The following is a 12,206-nucleotide window of genomic DNA, read 5'->3' on the forward strand; positions in this document are numbered from 1 at the left end:
GGCGGGCGCGTCCGCCGCCCGCAGCAGCGCCGGGCCGCCGACGGCGACGCGGCGGCCGTCCACCCGCATCTCCACGCCGATCCCGGGCAGCGACCGGAACCCCGTCGCCGGCGGCGGGTGTCCGTCCCCGGCCGCGCGGACTATCGCGCGGGCCAGGGGGTGCCCGCTGCCGGACTCGGCCGCGGCGGCCAGCGCGAGCAGCGTTCCGGCGTCACCGTCGGCCGTCGTGCCGGTGACCTCGGGGCGGCCGGTGGTGAGGGTCCCGGTCTTGCCGAACACGACGGTGTCGACGGCGCGCATCCGGTCCAGCGCCCTCCGGTCGCGGACCAGGATCCCGGCCCGCGCGCCGGCCGCCGCGCAGACCGCCACGACCAGCGGCGCCGCCAGGCCCAGCGCGTGCGGGCACGCGACGACCAGCACCGACACGGCCCCGCGCACCGCCTGCCCCGGCTCGCCCAGCACCAGCCACACCGCGAACGCCGCCCCCGTCGCGGCGGAGTACAGCCGGCCCGCCGCGCGGCCCGCCGACGCCCGCCGCGCCTCGGCCGCCAGGGCGGTGTCCTCGCCGACGGCGGTGACGCGGGCGTGGACGGCCGCGTCGGTCGCGACCGTCCCGGCGGCGATCTCCGAGCCGGGACCGCATTCGACCGGCCGGGCCCGCCCGGTCAGCGGCGACTCGTCGAACGCCGCCGTCCCCTCGGTGACCGTCGCGTCGGCCGGGACGCGCGCCGGGCCGCACGAGCACGGTGTCCCCGACCCGCGGCTCCCCCGCCGCGACGGTGACGGGCGTGCCGTCCTCGACGCGTTCGGCCACGTCGGGCGGCGGCGCGTCCGGCGTCCGCCCGAACGCCCGCGCCTCCAGCCGGTGGCCGAGCAGCAGGACGTCGACCAGCAGCGCCAGTTCCCACCACAGGTCCAGGTCGAACAGCCCGAACGCGGCCGCCAGGCCCGCCGCGTACGCGGCGGCGAGCGCCTGCGCGATCAGCAGCATCGTCCCGGGCCGCCGCGCCGCGGCCTCGTCGACGGCCCCGCTCAGGAACGGGCGCCCGCCGTGCAGGAGGACCAGCGTTCCGAACACCGGCGCGATCCAGTGGGAGCCCGGGAAGCGGGGCGCGGCGTACCCGAACCAGTGCTGGAGCGTCTCGCCGTAGACCAGCACCGGCGCCGACAGCGCCAGGCTCCCCCACAGCCGATCCCGGAACCGCGCCGCGCGGTCCCCGTGCCCGTCGTGCCCCATGGGATCGGTGTGCCCCCCGCGGTCCGTGGCGCGGCAAAGCGGGGCCCGGGAGGCGGCAAGGGAACGGCGGCGAACGCTTCCCATATTTCGCCTGCTGATATATCGTCCCCCGTATGGTCAAACGATCACCAACGATGAGCGAGCCCACGTACTTCGTGCTGGCCGCCCTGCTGGACGGGCCGTCGCACGGCTACGGGATCATCAAGCGGGCCGAGGAGCAGTCCGGCGGGCGGGTGCGGCTGGCCGTCGGCACCCTCTACGGGGCCCTGGACCGGCTGGCGGGCGACGGGCTGGTCGCCGTGGACCGCGAGGAGACCGTCCAGGGCCGTCCCCGCCGCTACTACCGGCTGACCGAGGACGGGCGCGCCGCCGTCGTCCGCGAGGCGGCGCGGATGGAGCAGGCCGCCCGGGTCGTCACCACGCGGATCACCCCGGCCACCGGGGCGGCGCCGGCATGAGCGCGGTGGTCGCCGAACGCTGGTACCGGGTCTTCCTGCGGGCCTTCCCGACCCGGCACCGCGCCGAGTACGGAGCCGAGATCCTCGGCACGCTGATGAACGACGCCCCGCGCCGCCCCTCGCCGAGGGAGACGGCCGGGCTCGTCACGGCGGGCCTGACCGCCCGCACCCGCGAGGCCGCCGGGCGTCCCGTGCCGTGGTGGGCCGACGGCCTGCACCTGGGCCTGCTGGTGGCCGCCCTGGCGAACCTGTCCTACAACGTGTCCGACCGCGTCTCCCCGTGGTGGCTGGTGGTCTCGGCCGCGCTGGTGGTCGCGCTCCTGCGCGGCCGGGCGCTGGCGGCGCTGCCGCTGGCCCTGCTCGTGGCGCTCTCGACCGGCCGGGTCATGCTGTTCGGGATCGAGGCCGCGAACTGGTCACCCCTCCTCGGGCCGACCTACCACAACTGGGTGTCGCTGATCCCCTACGGGGTGCTGGCGGGCGGGGCCGTGGTCCTGGCGGCCCGCCGGTCCCGGGACCTGCGCGTCCGGCCGTGGTGGTGGCTGGCGATCCCGGCGCTCGCCCTCGTCCTCGCCTGGGCGCCCGGCGACTGGAGGTACGGCCAGCTCTGGCAGGCCACCAGGGCGGGCACCGAGGGCGTCGTGCTGCTGGCCGGGATCGCCGCGACCGCCGTGGCGCGCAGCCCGCGCTGGGCGCTGGCGGCGGCGCTCTACGTCCTGCCGGGCGTGGTCTCGGCCCTGGTGTACCCGCCGGCGAACGCGCAGAACATCACCTACTGGCTGACCCTCACGGCCCTCCTGCTGACCATGGCCGTCACGGCGTGGAGGCCCGCGGCCGGGTCCGAGGGCGCCGGAGCCTGAGCGTCAGGACCCGAGGCGCCAGGAGCGCAGGTAGTCGTCCTGCTCGGGGGTCAGGACGTCGATCTCGACCGACATCGAGGCCAGCTTCAGCCGGGCCACCTCGGTGTCGATCTCCTTGGGGACGTCGTGGACGCCGGCCGCCAGGGTCGCGTGGGCCTCGGCCAGCCACGCGCAGGTCAGGGCCTGGTCGGCGAACGACATGTCCATCACCGCCGCCGGGTGCCCCTCGGCCGCCGCCAGGTTCACCAGCCGCCCCTCGGCGAGCAGGACCAGGCGGCGGCCGTCGGCCAGGACGTACTCGTCGGCCTGGGGGCGGACGCCGCGGTGGACCGTCACCGCCAGCTCCTCCAGCGCCCGGACGTCGATCTCAACATCGAAATGTCCGGAATTGGCGAGGATCGCGCCGTCCTTCATCGTCGCCAGATGGACGCCGTCGATGACGTCGCGGTTGCCGGTGACCGTGATGAACACGTCGCCGTGCCGCGCCGCCTCGGCCATCGGCCGGACCTCGAAGCCCTGGAGCGTCGCGTCCAGCGCCTTCACCGGGTCGATCTCGGTGACCACGACGCGCGCGCCCATGCCTCGGGCGCGTTCGGCCAGGCCCCGGCCGCAGTAGCCGAACCCCGCGATGACCACCGTCTTCCCGGCCAGCAGCGTGTTGGTCGCGCGGATGATGCCGTCCAGGGTGGACTGGCCCGTGCCGTAGCGGTTGTCGAACATGTGCTTGGTGTCGGTGTCGTTCACCGCCACCATCGGGAACCGCAGCGCGCCCTCGCGGGCCATCTGGTGCAGGCGGATGACGCCGGTGGTCGTCTCCTCGCAGCCCGCCCGGACGGTGTCGAGCAGGTCGGTGCGCTCGGTGTGCAGGATGTTGACCAGGTCGCAGCCGTCGTCCAGCACCAGGTCGGGGCCGATCTCCAGCGCCTGGTGGATGTGCCGGTAGTAGCCCTCGCGGTCGGTCCCGGCGCGGGCGTAGACCTCCGCGCCGTACTCGTGGGCGAGGGCGGCGGCCGTGTCGTCCTGGGTGGACAGCGGGTTGGAGGCGGCCAGCGCCACGCGCGCGCCGCCCGCCTGGAGGGTGCGGATCAGGTTCGCGGTCTCGGTGGTGACGTGCATGCACGCCGCGATCCGCAGGCCGTCGAGGGGGCGTTCGGCGGCGAAGCGCTCCCGGATCTGCGCCAGCACCGGCATGCTCCGGTCGGCCCACTCGATCCGCCGGACCCCCGCGTAGGCCAGCGAGGCGTCCGCGACGTCGCTCATCTCCGCCCTCCCCTTACGTGAACGAGAGCCGCCGCACGGCCGGTGCGGGCCGTGCGGCGGCTGTGCGCCATCCGATCAGAACGGGATCAGTAGCGGTAGTGGTCCGGCTTGTACGGGCCCTCGACGTCGACGCCGATGTACTCGGCCTGCTCCTTGGTGAGCTGGGTCAGCTTGACGCCCAGGGCGTCCAGGTGCAGGCGGGCGACCTTCTCGTCCAGGTGCTTGGGCAGGACGTACACGCCGACCGGGTACTCCTCGGTCTTGGTGAACAGCTCGATCTGCGCGATCACCTGGTTGGTGAAGGAGTTGGACATCACGAACGAGGGGTGGCCGGTGGCGCAGCCCAGGTTCATCAGGCGGCCCTCGGCCAGCACGATGATGGAGTGGCCGTCGGGGAAGCGCCACTCGTGGACCTGCGGCTTGATCTCGATCTTCTCGACGCCGGGGACGCGGGCCAGCCCGGCCATGTCGATCTCGTTGTCGAAGTGGCCGATGTTGCTGACGATGGCCTGGTGCTTCATCCGCTCCATGTGGTCGGCGCGGATGATGTTGAAGTTGCCGGTGGTGGTGACGAAGATGTCGGCGATCTCGACGACGTCCTCCAGGGTGGTGACCTGGTAGCCGTCCATCGCGGCCTGGAGCGCGCAGATCGGGTCGATCTCGGTGACGATCACGCGGGCGCCCTGGCCGCGCAGCGCCTCGGCGCAGCCCTTGCCGACGTCGCCGTAGCCGCACACGACGGCGACCTTGCCGCCGATCAGCACGTCGGTGGCGCGGTTCAGGCCGTCGATCACCGAGTGGCGGCAGCCGTACTTGTTGTCGAACTTGGACTTGGTGACCGAGTCGTTGACGTTGATCGCCGGGAACGCCAGGGTGCCGTTCTTGTGCATCTCGTAGAGACGGTGCACGCCGGTGGTGGTCTCCTCGGTGACGCCCTTGATCTCGGCGGCGGTCGCGGTCCAGCGGCCCGGCTTCTCGGCGATGGTGCGGCGCAGGGTCTCCAGGATGATGCCCCACTCCTCCGGGTCGTCCTCGGAGGCGGTCGGGACGGCCCCGGCCTTCTCGTACTCGGCGCCCTTGTGGACCAGCAGGGTGGCGTCGCCGCCGTCGTCCAGGATCATGTTCGGGTAGGAGCCGTCGGGCCACTGGAGGGCCTGGTCGGTGCACCACCAGTACTCCTCCAGGGTCTCGCCCTTCCAGGCGAAGACCGGCACGCCCTGGGGGTCCTCGGCGGTGCCGTTCGGCCCGACGACGACCGCGGCGGCCGCGTGGTCCTGGGTGGAGAAGATGTTGCAGGAGACCCAGCGGACGTCCGCGCCCAGCTCGACCAGGGTCTCGATCAGCACCGCGGTCTGGATGGTCATGTGCAGCGAGCCCATGATCTTGGCGCCGCGCAGCGGCTTGGAGTCCGCGTACTCCTTGCGGACGGCCATCAGGCCCGGCATCTCGTGCTCGGCGAGCCGGATCTCCCGGCGCCCGAAGTCGGCCAACGAGAGGTCGGCGACCTTGTAGTCCATGGTTTCGGTGCTCCTTGGTGTCACGTGGGGTTCGGCGCCCTGTCCCGTTGATCCCGTTCGGCGGGGCCGGGGTCTGCTCGGAAGTCTAGGGCGGGACCGGAGCGGGAGGCACGGTCGTCCGCCCGTTTCTGACAGTGATTTGTCAGAATCGGTCCCATGCGCATCACGGAGGCCGCCCGGCGGCTCGGCACCTCGCCCCGCATGCTCCGGTACCGGGAGAGCCTGGGCCTGCTGCCCGCGACCCGCGACACCGGTCCGGGCGGCCACCGCCGCTTCGACGACGCCGAGCTGCGCGCGGTCGCGCTGGTGCTGGCGCTGGAGAAACGCTACGACATCGGACCGGCGGAGCTGGCGTTCGGGCTGCGGGTGCTGGCCGAGCCGGAGGTGCAGGCCCGGGTGCGCGAGCTGGGCGAGCGCATCGGCCGCCTGTCCGCGCCGCCCGCGCGCTACCTCGACTTCGAGAAGGAGAAGGCGCTGCGGCTGCTGCAACGCCGCCGCTGACCTCCGCCGCTGACCTCCGCCGCGACCGTGGATCAGCCGCCGTGGACGGGGTCCTCGGCGTCGCGCAGGAGCATCGCGGCCTGGACGCGGTTCTCGCAGGAGAGCTTGGCCAGGATGCGGCTGACGTAGGTCTTGATGGACGCCTCGGTCATGTGCAGGCGCCGGCCGATCGCGGCGTTCGGGCGGCCCTCGGCCAGCAGGCGCAGGACCTCGGTCTCGCGGGGGCTGAGCGCCGCCAGGCGGGCGCGGGCCTCGGCGCGGCGGCGGGCGGCGGCCGGGTCCACCAGCGACAGCACCATCCGGGTGATCGCCGGGGAGAGGTAGGCCTCGCCCGCGTGGGCCGCGCGGACCGCCCGCACCAGCTCGTCGGGGGCGTGGTTCTTCAGGACGAAGCCCGCCGCGCGGCGCTCCAGGGCGCGCACCACGTTGGGTTCGTCGCCGAACGCCGTCAGCATCACCGCCGGGACCGCCAGGTGCTCCAGCGCGGCGAGGCCGTCCATCACCGGCATCGTCACGTCCAGCACCGCCACGTCGGGACGGTGGCGGCGGGCCCGCTCCACGGCCTGGCGGCCGTCGGCGGCGGTGGCGACCACGCGCAGGTCGGGCTGGGCCTCCAGCACGGCGCGGACGCCCTCGACGATCAGCGGTTCGTCGTCGGCGACCAGGACACGGATCATCGGACCCCCGTCGCGGGCAGCAGGGCCAGCACCAGCGCGCCGACGGCCAGGGCGGTGGTGAGGGCGCGGGAGCGGGCCGGGTCCGGCTCGGGGGCGGGGTAGGGCAGCATCGCGGCCAGGCGGAACTCGTCGCCGGCGGCGACGTGCAGCGTTCCCCCGGCCTCGGCGAGGCGTTCGCGCAGGCCGGTGAGCCCGTGGCCCTCGGGGGCGCCGGGCGCGCCGGCGGGGTTGGCGACCGTGATCAGCAGGGCGTCGGGCTCCCAGTCGAACGTGACCGTGACCGGGGCCCCGGGGGCGTGCTTGGCGACGTTGGTGAGGCCCTCCTCGACCACGCGGTAGGCCGCCCGGGACGCCTGCGGGTCGAGGTCGCGGCGGTCCCCGGCGTGGCGCACCGCCAGGGTCAGCCCGGCCGCCCCGGCGCGCGCGGTGAGGGCGTCCAGGTCGGCCAGGGTCGGCGACGGCGCGTCCGGGGCGCGCAGGGAGCCGACCAGGTCGTGGAGCTGGTCCACGGCGCGGCGGGCGGTGACGGCGAGGTCGCGCGCCTCGGGCGTGCGGGTCTCCAGGGCCGCCGCGCGGAGGGTGAGCAGGCTGAGCTGGTGGCCCAGCGAGTCGTGCACGTCGCGGGCGATGCGCAGGCGCTCCCGGGCGGCGAGCAGGTCGTGGGCGGCGCGCAGGCGGCGGTTGCTCTCGGTCAGCGCCTCGACCAGGCGGCGGTGGCGGGCCAGGTGGTGGCCGACCAGCAGGGGCAGCGCGACGAGCATGAGCAGGCGCGGGAGGATCTGCGCGGGCACCGTGAACGCCTGCCCCGCCGCGTGGACGGCGGCCGCCGCCCCGGCCAGGACCGCGTCGCGGCGGGTGCGGGCGTGGTGGCCCGCGTGGAACGCCGCCCAGACCAGCAGGACCACCGGGCCGTCCGGCAGCGCCGCCAGGGCGGCGACCAGGACGAGGCCCGGCAGCGGGGCGCGCCAGGCCACGGCCGCGGCGGCGGCGGCCGCCAGGGCGAACAGCGCCGCCGGAGGGGACGGGTCGGACAGGAGCCGGGCCACGTCCAGCAGCACGGCGAGGACGACCGCGACGACTCGGACCATGCCCGGAGCGTAGTTCGTCAACGTTCGTCGCGGGGATCGGCGACTTTCGGGGACGGCGCGCGGCGGTGGCCCGTCCCTACCGTCGGATCCCGTGATCGAAGTACATGACCTGAGCAAACGGTACGGCAGACGGGTCGCCGTGGACGGGCTGACGTTCACGGTGCGGCCCGGGAGGGTGACGGGGTTCCTCGGGCCCAACGGGGCGGGCAAGTCCACCACCGTCCGGATGGTCCTCGGGCTGGACCGGCCCACGCGGGGACGGGCGCTGATCGACGGCGTCGAGCACCGGCGCTCCGCCGCGCCGCTGCGGTCGGTGGGCGCGCTGCTGGAGACCTCCACCCTGCACGGCGGGCGCACCGCGCACGACCATCTGCGGTGGCTGGCGCACGCGGGCGGGCTGCCCGCCCGGCGGATCCCGGCGGTGCTGGAGCGGGTGGGGCTGGCGGAGGCGGCGCGCCGGAGGGTCGGCGGGTTCTCGCTGGGGATGCGGCAGCGGCTCGGCGTGGCCGCCGCGCTGCTGGGCGACCCCGGCGTGCTGATCCTCGACGAGCCGGTGAACGGCCTGGACCCCGAGGGCATCCGCTGGATCCGCGGCCTGATGCGCGCCCTGGCCGCCGAGGGCCGCACGGTCCTGGTCTCCAGCCACCTGATGAGCGAGATGGCGCTGACCGCCGACCACCTGGTCGTGATCGCGCGGGGGCGGCTGGTGGCCGACTGCGGGCTGGCGGAGTTCACGGCCGGGTTCGGCTCGCTGGAGGAGGCGTTCATGCGCCGGACGGAGGCGGTCGCGTGAGCGCGTTCCGGGCGGAACTCACCAAGATCCGGTCGCTGCGGTCCACGTACTGGACGCTGGCGGCGGCGTTCGCGCTGAGCCTCGGGCTGGGGGCGCTGGCGTCCTTCTCGATGCGCGACGGCTTCGACCGCATGACCCCGGACCGGCAGGCGGACTTCGACCCGACGGTGTTCGGCTTCTACGGGCTGGCGTTCGGGCAGCTCGCGCTGGTGGTGTTCGGGGTGCTGGCGGTGACCGGCGAGTACTCCGGCGGGACGATCCGCATGTCGCTGGTCGCCACCCCGCGGCGGGGCCGGTTCCTGGCGGCGAAGGTCCTCGCGGTGACGTCGGTGGCGGCGGCGTTCTCGCTGGTCACGGTGCCGGTGCTCTTCGCGGTGTCCCAGTGGGGGCTGGGCCCGCACGGCGCGGACCCGGGCGATCCCGGCGTGCCGCGCGCGATCGCCGGGGCGTGCCTGTACATGGTGCTGATGTGCGCGCTGGCGACCGGGGTCGCGGCGATGCTGCGCGGCACCGCCCTGACCCTGGGGATCATGATCCCGCTGCTGTTCCTGAACGGCCAGGGCCTGGCGAGCATCCCGGCCGTCCGGAGGTTCACGCAGTACCTGCCCGACCAGGCGGGCTACGTGATGATGGGCACCAGGCCGGAGGGCGGGATGTTCGGCCCCTCCGACTTCGGCCCGTGGACGGCGCTGGCGATCCTGCTGGCCTGGACGGCCGCCGCCCTGGCCGGCGGCCTGCTGACCCTGGAACGCCGCGACGCCTGACCCGGGCGGCGCCCGTCAGCGGGGCTGCCGGCCCTCCGCCCGCAGGGCCAGCAGCCCGAGGGCCGCGTAGCCGCCGGTGAACGCCGTCAGGCCCGCCGCCGAGGCGCGCGGCACGTCCCCGCGGACCAGGTGGGCGGCCCCGGCGGCGGTGTCGCAGAGATCCACCACCAGGCAGAGCCTGCGCCACCGCCGCCGCGCCTCCGGGTCGCTCAGCAGGTAGCCGAGACCGAGCGCGAGGGCCCTGCTCCCGAAGACCCGGATCAGGTAGCGGATCTCGGGGGTGTCCCGGTCGCCCGCGCCCGCCAGCCTCACGTTGAGGCCGGGCGCGGCCAGTGCCAGCACTCCCCAGGCGATGCGGCCGCCCGCCGCCGCCTCCAGTACGCGTTCCATGCCGCCGACCCTGCCTCCCCGCGGCGCCGGGATCGATTACCTCGCGGGTAACCGACCCCGGCGGATCAGGCCGGGACGGGGACCAGCGCCGGGTAGTCGGTGTAGCCCTCCGCCGTGCCCCCGTACCAGTGCTCGGGGCGGTTGTCGTTCAGGGGCGCGTTCCGGCGGAGGCGGTCGACCAGGTCGGGGTTGGCCAGGAACGCCCGGCCCAGCGAGACCAGGTCCGCGCCCGCCGCCAGGAGGCGTTCGGCCTCCGCCCGGCCGCCGTCGGCGGGGAACGGGGTCGGCCACGGCAGCGCCGGGTTGGCGATCAGGGTGGTCGGCCACAGGCGGCGGAGCTCGCGGAACAGGGGGGCGTCCGGGTCGGCGAAGACGACGTGCAGGTAGGCCGGGTTCCGGGCGGCCAGCTCCCGGGCCAGGGCCGGGTAGACGTCCTCTACGTCGGTCTCGCGCATCGCGTTGGCGGTGACGCCGGGGGCGACGCGGACCCCCACGCGGTCGGGGCCGACGGCGTCCACCACCGCGTCCACCACCTCCAGGACGAAGCGGACGCGGTTCTCGACCGGGCCGCCGTAGGCGTCGGTGCGGCGGTTGGTGTGGGTGGACAGGAACTGGTGCAGCAGGTAGCCGTTCGCGGCGTGGACCTCCACCCCGGCGAAGCCCGCGGTGATCGCGTTGCGGGCGGCCGTGGCGAAGGCCGCGACGGTCGCGCGGATGTCGTCGGCGGTCATCTCGCGCGGCACCGGGGCGGGCCGCGGGCCGTTCGGGGTGTGGATCGCGTCGGGGAACGCGACCGGGGACGGCGCGACCGGGACCAGCCCGCTGTTGTCGGGGTGGCCGATCCGTCCGCCGTGCTGGAGTTGCAGGAACGCCCGGCCCCCGGCGGCGGAGATCGCGCCGGTGACCCGCCGCCAGCCCTCGGTCTGGGCCGCGTTGAAGATCGCGGGGATGTCGGGGTAGGTCTGGCCCACCCGGTCGGGCGTGGTGGCCTCGGCGACGATCAGCCCGGCGGTGGCGCGCTGGGCGTAGTACTCGGCCATCAGCGGCGTCGGGACGCCGTCGGCGGTCGCGCGGTTGCGGGTCATCGGGGCCATCACCAGGCGGTTCGGCAGGGTCAGCGAGCCGAGGCGGGCGGGGGTGAACAGGGTGGTCATCGCGGGTCTCCTCAGTTCGGGCGCTTCGCGGGGAAGCCGTGCGTGCGGGACAGCAGGACCACGGCCAGGACCGGGGCCAGCAGGATCAGGACGGACGGGGGGAACGCGGCGGTCCCGGCCAGGTCGAGCAGCGCGCCGCCGAGGACGCCGCCCCCGGCCATCGCGACGTTCCAGAGGGTGACGAGCATCGCCTGCGCGGCGTCGGCGTGCTCGCCCCCGGCGTCGCCCACGGCGGTCTGGAGCAGGGTCGGGACGCCGCCCCAGCCGAGGCCCCACAGGACCGCCGCCAGGTAGACGAGGGCGTGGTGGTCGGCGAACGCCGCCAGCAGCGCCGCGGCGACGGCCACCAGCAGCGTGCCGCCGACCGTGAGGGCGCGGAGGCGGCGGTTGATGTGCGCGCCGACCGCCCAGATGCTCACCAGCGACGCGACGCCGAAGACCAGCAGGACCAGGTCGGTGTCCCCGCCCATGCCCAGGTCGTCGAGGAACGTCGCGATGTAGGCGTACAGGATCGTGTGCGCCAGGACGAAGACCAGCGTGACGAACAGGACCGCTACGACGCCGGGCTCGCGCAGGGCGTGCCGCATCGGCGTGCGCTCCCCGCGCTCCTGGCCGGGGAAGTCCGGGACCGACGCGATGATCCAGAAGAACAGGGCGACGGTGAGCGCGGTCATCGCCAGGAACGCCGACCGCCACCCGAACGCCTGCCCGACGAAGGTCCCGGCCGGGACGCCCAGCGACAGCGCCACCGGGATCCCCGCCATCGCGATCGCGATGGCCCGGCCCTGGAGGCGCGGCGGGGCCATCCGGCGGGCGTAGCCCGCCAGCAGCGCCCACGCCACACCGGCCGCCACCCCGGCGGTGAACCGGGCCGCCATCGTCAGCACGTAGACCGACGACAGGGCGGTGACGGTGTTGGCGACCGCGAACGCCGCCACCGCCGTCAGCAGCAGCCGCCTGCGCCGCCAGCCCGCCGTGGCCGCCGTCAGCGGGATCGCCAGCAGCGCCGTGCCGATCGCGTAGATCGTCACCGTCTGGCCCGCCGTGGACTCGCCCACCCGCAGCGCCGCGCTCATCTGCGGCAGCACCCCGGCGGGCAGCGTCTCGGTCAGGCTCGTGATGAACACCGCCGTGGCCAGCGCCAGCAGCGCCGACATCGGCAGCCGTTCGGAGGCGGCCCCGGCGGGCCGCCGCGCGGTCATCGTCATGATCGGTTCTCCAGGTCTCGGTGCAGGGTGAGGCCGCCGTCGACGGGCAGCCGCGCCCCGGTCGTGAACGTCGCCTCCACGGCCAGGAACAGCGCCGCGCGGGCCACCTCGCCGGGCGTGCCGAGCCGCCGCAGCGGGGTCCGGGCGTCGCAGCGTTCCCGCAGGTCCGCGTACCGGTCGAGGGGAACGCCGGGGTCGGGGTCGAGGAAGCCGGGCGCGACGGCGTTGACGCGGACGCCGCGACCGGCCAGCTCGGCGGCCAGCGCGCGGACCGGCGGCCACGGCGGCGGCTCGGCGGC

Annotated in this window: 13 protein-coding genes and 1 pseudogene; 5 read left to right on the forward strand and 9 right to left on the reverse strand. The window is 75.1% G+C overall.

The features are described from left to right. Positions 1–714: pseudogene (locus tag AKI01S_RS52280) on the reverse strand (HAD-IC family P-type ATPase); the annotation flags it as partial. 657 nt (positions 715–1,371) lie between these two features. Here AKI01S_RS52280 and AKI01S_RS45885 point away from each other — a divergent pair. Both AKI01S_RS45885 and AKI01S_RS45890 read left to right on the forward strand, forming a co-directional pair. Continuing rightward, a complete protein-coding gene (locus AKI01S_RS45885) occupies positions 1,372–1,695 on the forward strand; it encodes a PadR family transcriptional regulator (RefSeq protein ID WP_218010069.1) in 324 nt (107 codons plus the stop codon). Next, positions 1,692–2,555, forward strand: coding sequence for a hypothetical protein (locus AKI01S_RS45890; RefSeq protein WP_067832657.1), 864 nt, complete (start codon positions 1,692–1,694; stop codon positions 2,553–2,555). The genes AKI01S_RS45885 and AKI01S_RS45890 overlap by 4 nt, the downstream gene beginning before the upstream one ends. Positions 2,556–2,558: 3 nt before the next feature. On the opposite strand, the gene ahcY (AKI01S_RS45895) is transcribed toward AKI01S_RS45890, so the two are convergent. Together ahcY (AKI01S_RS45895) and ahcY (AKI01S_RS45900) are read right to left on the reverse strand one after the other, a co-directional pair. Next, complete coding sequence (gene ahcY, locus AKI01S_RS45895; RefSeq protein ID WP_067832660.1) at positions 2,559–3,815, reverse strand: adenosylhomocysteinase; 1,257 nt, start codon at positions 3,813–3,815, stop codon at positions 2,559–2,561. A gap of 86 nt (positions 3,816–3,901) precedes the next feature. Further along, positions 3,902–5,332, reverse strand: coding sequence for an adenosylhomocysteinase (ahcY, locus tag AKI01S_RS45900; protein ID WP_067832663.1), 1,431 nt, complete (start codon positions 5,330–5,332; stop codon positions 3,902–3,904). Positions 5,333–5,488: 156 nt separating this feature from the next. Here ahcY (AKI01S_RS45900) and AKI01S_RS45905 point away from each other — a divergent pair, with 156 nt between their 5' ends. Beyond that, positions 5,489–5,833, forward strand: coding sequence for a MerR family transcriptional regulator (locus AKI01S_RS45905; RefSeq protein WP_067832665.1), 345 nt, complete (start codon positions 5,489–5,491; stop codon positions 5,831–5,833). A gap of 32 nt (positions 5,834–5,865) precedes the next feature. Here the strand turns inward: AKI01S_RS45905 and AKI01S_RS45910 are convergent, their stop codons facing one another. Beyond that, positions 5,866–6,510 carry a response regulator gene (locus tag AKI01S_RS45910; protein ID WP_067832667.1) on the reverse strand — a complete coding sequence of 215 codons (645 nt, stop codon included), beginning with the start codon at positions 6,508–6,510 and terminating at the stop codon, positions 5,866–5,868. Beyond that, complete coding sequence (locus AKI01S_RS45915) at positions 6,507–7,598, reverse strand: sensor histidine kinase (protein ID WP_067832669.1); 1,092 nt, start codon at positions 7,596–7,598, stop codon at positions 6,507–6,509. The genes AKI01S_RS45910 and AKI01S_RS45915 overlap by 4 nt, the downstream gene beginning before the upstream one ends. Before the next feature lie 91 nt (positions 7,599–7,689). Here AKI01S_RS45915 and AKI01S_RS45920 point away from each other — a divergent pair, with 91 nt between their 5' ends. Both AKI01S_RS45920 and AKI01S_RS45925 read left to right on the forward strand, forming a co-directional pair. Next, positions 7,690–8,391, forward strand: coding sequence for an ABC transporter ATP-binding protein (locus AKI01S_RS45920; protein ID WP_084000907.1), 702 nt, complete (start codon positions 7,690–7,692; stop codon positions 8,389–8,391). Then, entirely contained in the window at positions 8,388–9,155 is a 768-nt protein-coding gene (locus AKI01S_RS45925) for an ABC transporter permease (protein ID WP_067832671.1), read from the forward strand. The genes AKI01S_RS45920 and AKI01S_RS45925 overlap by 4 nt, the downstream gene beginning before the upstream one ends. Before the next feature lie 15 nt (positions 9,156–9,170). On the opposite strand, the gene AKI01S_RS45930 is transcribed toward AKI01S_RS45925, so the two are convergent. From AKI01S_RS45930 to AKI01S_RS45945, 4 genes are all read right to left on the reverse strand, one after another. Further along, on the reverse strand, positions 9,171–9,545 hold the full coding sequence (locus tag AKI01S_RS45930) for a hypothetical protein (protein WP_067832672.1): 375 nt from the start codon (positions 9,543–9,545) through the stop codon (positions 9,171–9,173). A 65-nt stretch (positions 9,546–9,610) separates the two neighbouring features. After that, positions 9,611–10,699, reverse strand: coding sequence for an alkene reductase (locus AKI01S_RS45935; RefSeq protein WP_067832675.1), 1,089 nt, complete (start codon positions 10,697–10,699; stop codon positions 9,611–9,613). An 11-nt stretch (positions 10,700–10,710) separates the two neighbouring features. Further along, positions 10,711–11,907, reverse strand: a complete 1,197-nt coding sequence (locus AKI01S_RS45940; RefSeq protein ID WP_067832678.1) for an MFS transporter — start codon at positions 11,905–11,907, stop codon at positions 10,711–10,713. Further along, positions 11,904–12,206 (reverse strand): SDR family oxidoreductase (locus AKI01S_RS45945; RefSeq protein WP_157420622.1); only part of this gene is annotated, 303 nt, incomplete at its 5' end. The genes AKI01S_RS45940 and AKI01S_RS45945, both read right to left, overlap by 4 nt.

The organism is Actinomadura kijaniata NBRC 14229 (genome assembly GCF_001552175.1).
Lineage (GTDB): Bacteria > Actinomycetota > Actinomycetes > Streptosporangiales > Streptosporangiaceae > Spirillospora > Spirillospora kijaniata.

Excerpts from the sequence above, each read along its gene's own strand:
- AKI01S_RS45885 (WP_218010069.1), top strand. The coding sequence starts at position 1,372 with ATGAGCGAGCCCACGTACTTCGTGCTGGCCGCCCTGCTGGACGGGCCG.
- AKI01S_RS45890 (WP_067832657.1), top strand. The coding sequence starts at position 1,692 with ATGAGCGCGGTGGTCGCCGAACGCTGGTACCGGGTCTTCCTGCGGGCC.
- ahcY (WP_067832660.1), bottom strand. The coding sequence starts at position 3,815 with ATGAGCGACGTCGCGGACGCCTCGCTGGCCTACGCGGGGGTCCGGCGG.
- ahcY (WP_067832663.1), bottom strand. The coding sequence starts at position 5,332 with ATGGACTACAAGGTCGCCGACCTCTCGTTGGCCGACTTCGGGCGCCGG.
- AKI01S_RS45905 (WP_067832665.1), top strand. The coding sequence starts at position 5,489 with ATGCGCATCACGGAGGCCGCCCGGCGGCTCGGCACCTCGCCCCGCATG.
- AKI01S_RS45910 (WP_067832667.1), bottom strand. The coding sequence starts at position 6,510 with ATGATCCGTGTCCTGGTCGCCGACGACGAACCGCTGATCGTCGAGGGC.
- AKI01S_RS45915 (WP_067832669.1), bottom strand. The coding sequence starts at position 7,598 with ATGGTCCGAGTCGTCGCGGTCGTCCTCGCCGTGCTGCTGGACGTGGCC.
- AKI01S_RS45930 (WP_067832672.1), bottom strand. The coding sequence starts at position 9,545 with ATGGAACGCGTACTGGAGGCGGCGGCGGGCGGCCGCATCGCCTGGGGA.
- AKI01S_RS45935 (WP_067832675.1), bottom strand. The coding sequence starts at position 10,699 with ATGACCACCCTGTTCACCCCCGCCCGCCTCGGCTCGCTGACCCTGCCG.
- AKI01S_RS45940 (WP_067832678.1), bottom strand. The coding sequence starts at position 11,907 with ATGACGATGACCGCGCGGCGGCCCGCCGGGGCCGCCTCCGAACGGCTG.